Below are 255 nucleotides of genomic sequence, written 5' to 3'. Positions count from 1 at the left end.
GCGAAGCTGATATCTCCGCAGTTTGTTCGTCCTTTTGTCAAAAGTAACAAAAATGATTTCGTTGATGCAGAGGCGATATGTGAAGCAGCATCACGCCCCTCAATGCGTTTTGTCCAGCCGAGAACGGAGACGCAACAGGCGATGAGAGCACTGCATCGTGTCAGAGAATCACTCATCAAAGATAAGGTAAAGACCACTAACCAAATGCACGCCTTTTTGCTGGAGTTTGGTATCAGTCTGCCAAAAGGCGAGGCG

The 255-nt window shown here is 47.8% G+C and carries 1 protein-coding gene; it reads left to right on the top strand.

Annotation, left to right across the window (positions count from 1 at the left end):
- Positions 1–255, top strand: a 255-nt coding sequence (locus Xenpb_RS19590; protein WP_187655761.1) for a transposase, incomplete at both ends; no start/stop codon positions are given.

The sequence above is a fragment of the Xenorhabdus sp. PB62.4 genome (assembly GCF_014467285.1).
Lineage (GTDB): Bacteria > Pseudomonadota > Gammaproteobacteria > Enterobacterales > Enterobacteriaceae > Xenorhabdus.
Note: the sequence above shows the minus strand (reverse complement) of the source record. Positions and strands in the feature narration are given on the sequence as shown.